Origin of the sequence: Streptomyces sp. NPDC005485 (assembly GCF_040606085.1) — a bacterium.
In the GTDB taxonomy this organism is placed as follows: Bacteria; Actinomycetota; Actinomycetes; order Streptomycetales; family Streptomycetaceae; genus Streptomyces.
Map to the genome: position 1 here is coordinate 1 of NZ_JBEXDZ010000304.1, position 3,174 is coordinate 3,174.

Below are 3,174 nucleotides of genomic sequence, written 5' to 3' on the forward strand. Positions count from 1 at the left end.
CCCTCGTCGTCGAGGCGGCACGCGGCGGGGCCACGGCCCTTCAGGTGCGCCCGGAGGACCCGGAGGCCTTCGGCCGTGACGCCTCGGGCGCCCCCGTCCTCGTACGCGCGAATGTGACGTCGCTGCTCTGCGTGCCGCTGGCCGTCCCGTCCGGCCCCGTCCGGGGGGTGCTCACCCTGTTCCGGAGCGGGGCCCGGCCGGCGTTCTCGATGGCCGAGGCGCAGGCGATGGACATGATGTCCCGGCACATCGCGCTGGCGATGGCGCGCACCGGGTGAGCGGCCTACGCCGCGTCGCGCATGACCTGTTCGCGCAGCCGGTTGCAGCAGCGGCTGATCAGGCGTGAGACGTGCATCTGGGAGATGCCGAGTTCCTCGGCGATGCTGCTCTGCGTCATGTCGCCGAAGAAGCGCATGTAGAGGATGTCGCGCTCGCGTTCGGGCAGGTCGCGCAGCCTCGGCTTGACGGCCTCGCGGTCGATGACGGTGTCGAGGGCCGGGTCGGGTGAGCCCAGCGCGTCGCTGAGCGAGTACCCGTCCTCGCTGCCCGGGAGTTCGGCGTCGAGCGACAGCGCGGTGAAGCTCTCCAGGGCCTCCAGGCCCACCTTCACGTCCTCCTCGCTCATGTTGGCGTGCTCGGCGATCTCGGCGATGGTGGGCCTGCGTCCGGACACGGTCTGGGAGAGGTCCTGGGCCGCGAACCGCACGCGGTTGCGCAGGTCCTGGACCCGGCGCGGTACGTGCAGGGTCCACATGTGGTCGCGGAAGTGGCGTTTGATCTCACCGGTCACGGTGGGTACGGCGTAGCTCTCGAAGGCGTTGCCGCGCTCGGGGTCGTAGCGGTCGACGGCCTTGACCAGGCCGAGGGCCGCGACCTGGCGCAGGTCGTCGAAGCTCTCCCCGCGGCTGCGGAAGCGGCCGGCGAGTCGTTCGGACATGGGCAGCCAGGCCTCGACGATCTGCTCGCGGAGCGTGTCGCGCTGCTGTCCCGGAGGAAGCTTGGCGAGTTGGCGGAAGGCCTCGGCCGTGTCGGGGGCGTCGTCGTGCGGGTGGTGCCTCGCGGTTGTGTGCGTGCGCATGATGCGTCGCAACTCCCTGTGTCGGTGCCTTGAGTGGGACAGTCACCGTGGGAGCAGACGGGTGCACAGGATCCGCACACCCGTGGCGACGGTTCGCCGTTCCCACGGACGTGCCTCCTGTCCGAAGCACTGACATGCGCCTGCCCCGGTCCCCTCGGGGCAAACACGGGGGATGTTTTCCCGGCGCGGGGAGGGTGACTCGGCAAGGTGCTGCCGATTCGCCCCAGCCCTGCGGAGGTCCCATGAGCACCAAGGTCGCCGACCATGTCCTGCACCGCCTGCGCGAATGGGGTGTGGAGCAGGTCTTCGGCTATCCGGGCGACGGCATCAACGGGCTCCTCGCGGCCTGGGGGCGGGCCGAGGACCGGCCGCGCTTCGTCCAGTCGCGGCACGAGGAGATGTCGGCGTTCGAGGCGGTCGGCTACGCCAAGTTCGGTGGCGGCCTCGGCGTGTGCGTGGCGACGTCGGGGCCGGGGGCGATCCACCTCCTCAACGGCCTGTACGACGCGAAACTGGACCATGTGCCGGTCCTCGCGATCGTGGGCCAGACGCACCGCACCGCGATGGGCGGCTCGTACCAGCAGGAGGTGGACCTGCACACCCTGTTCAAGGACGTCGCCTCGGACTTCGTGGAGACGGTGACCGTTCCCGAGCAGCTGCCGAACGTCCTGGACCGGGCGATCCGCACCGCCTGCGCACGCCGCGCCCCCACGGCGGTCATCATCCCCGGTGACGTGCAGGAACTCGACTACACGCCGCCCACCCACGAGTTCAAGATGGTGCCCTCCAGCCTGGACCGCAGCGCGTGGACCGCCACTCCCTCCCAGGAGTCCCTGGAGCGGGCCGCCGAGATCCTCAACTCCGGCGACAAGGTGGCCGTTCTGGTCGGCCAGGGCGCGGCCGGCGCCCGTCAGGAGGTCGAGCGGATCGCCGAGCTGCTGGGCGCGGGCGTCGCCAAGGCGCTGCTCGGCAAGGACGCGCTGAGCGACGAACTCCCGTACGTCACCGGAGCGATCGGCCTGCTGGGCACCCGGTCGTCGTACGAGCTGATGCGCGACTGCGACACCCTGCTGACCATCGGCTCCTCCTTCCCCTACGCGCAGTTCCTGCCGGACTTCGGCAAGGCGCGGGCCGTGCAGATCGACATCGATCCGCACATGGTCGGGATGCGCTATCCGTACGAGGTGAATCTCGTCGGCGACGCGAAGGCCACACTGGAGCGGCTGATCCCGATGATCGACGGGGAGCCGCGGGGGCGGGAGTGGTACGACACGGTGTGCGCCAACGTGGCGCGCTGGCGCGAGCTGATGGGGCGGCGCGCGGAGCTGTCGGCCGACCCGATCAACCCGGAGTACGTGGCCCGGGCGCTCGACCCGCTGCTGCCGGACAACGCGATCGTCACGTCCGACTCGGGCTCGACGGCCAACTGGTACGCACGCCATCTGACGATGCGGCCGGGCATGCGGTCGTCGCTGTCGGGGACGCTGGCGACGATGGGCTGCGGGGTGCCGTACGCGATCGGTGCGAAGTTCGCGCATCCGGACCGGCCCGCGATCGCGCTCGTCGGGGACGGGGCGATGCAGATGAACGGGCTCGCCGAGCTGATCACGGCGGCGAAGTACCGGGACCGCTGGGAGGATCCGCGGCTCGTCGTGGCCGTCTGGAACAACCGTGACCTCAACCAGGTCACCTGGGAGATGCGCGCCATGGAGGGCGCCCCCGCGTTTCTGCCCTCGCAGGAGCTTCCCGACGTGCAGTACGCCGCTTTCGCCCGCTCCCTCGGTCTGACCGGCATCCGGGTCGAGAAGCCGCAGGACGTGGAGGCGGCCTGGCGCGCCGGTCTGGAGGCCGACGGTCCCGCGGTGCTGGAGTTCCTCACCGATCCGGCGGTTCCGCCGATCCCGCCGCACGCCACTTGGGAGCAGATGGAGGCCACCGCGGCGTCGATCCTGAAGGGGGACGCCGACCGGCTCTCGATGGTCCGCCAGGGATTCAAGGCGAAGGTCCAGGAGTTCCTGCCGGGCCACGACCGGCCCCATCACGACAGGAAGAAGTAGCGTCCGGGCAGACGGCGGCCCCGGGGACGCACAATGCGT

General features: G+C 70.7%; 3 protein-coding genes. 2 read left to right on the forward strand and 1 reads right to left on the reverse strand.

Annotated features, from left to right (window positions below):
* Positions 1-278 (forward strand): GAF domain-containing protein (locus tag ABZS97_RS43710; RefSeq protein ID WP_356149579.1); only part of this gene is annotated, 278 nt, incomplete at its 5' end.
* Between the two features lie 5 nt (positions 279-283).
* Here the strand turns inward: ABZS97_RS43710 and ABZS97_RS43715 are convergent.
* A complete protein-coding gene (locus tag ABZS97_RS43715) occupies positions 284-1,078 on the reverse strand; it encodes an RNA polymerase sigma factor SigF (protein ID WP_356149582.1) in 795 nt (264 codons plus the stop codon).
* A gap of 242 nt (positions 1,079-1,320) precedes the next feature.
* Between ABZS97_RS43715 and ABZS97_RS43720 the strand changes: the two genes are divergently transcribed.
* Complete coding sequence (locus tag ABZS97_RS43720) at positions 1,321-3,135, forward strand: thiamine pyrophosphate-requiring protein (protein WP_356149585.1); 1,815 nt, start codon at positions 1,321-1,323, stop codon at positions 3,133-3,135.
* Positions 3,136-3,174 lie beyond the last annotated feature (39 nt).